We start from the raw sequence: 316 nt of genomic DNA, 5'->3' as shown, positions 1-316 counted from the left end.
CTTTTTCCCCAGTAAGAATAGATGTTCTTGCAAAACCAAGATGGGTCGTTAGCTCAGTTGGTAGAGCAGTTGGCTTTTAACCAATTGGTCGAAGGTTCGAATCCTTCACGACCCACCACTTTTTAAATCGTGGCTAAACAATTTAAATGTTACACCAAGATGGGTCGTTAGCTTAGTTGGTCTTGAAACAGAGACAGTTGGCTTTTTCCCCAGTAAGAATAGATGTTCTTGCAAAACCAAGATGGGTCGTTAGCTCAGTTGGTAGAGCAGTTGGCTTTTAACCAATTGGTCGAAGGTTCGAATCCTTCACGACCCA

The 316-nt window shown here is 42.7% G+C and carries 2 tRNA genes; both read left to right on the top strand.

The window, feature by feature from the left end:
* The first annotated feature begins 42 nt into the window (after window positions 1–42).
* Window positions 43–118, top strand: a tRNA-Lys gene (locus tag H5114_RS20275).
* 125 nt (window positions 119–243) lie between these two features.
* A tRNA-Lys gene (locus H5114_RS20270) sits at window positions 244–316 on the top strand.

Source organism: Shewanella sp. SR43-8 (assembly GCF_014163775.1).
Taxonomy (GTDB): domain Bacteria; phylum Pseudomonadota; class Gammaproteobacteria; order Enterobacterales; family Shewanellaceae; genus Shewanella; species Shewanella vesiculosa.
Note: the sequence above shows the minus strand (reverse complement) of the source record. Positions and strands in the feature narration are given on the sequence as shown.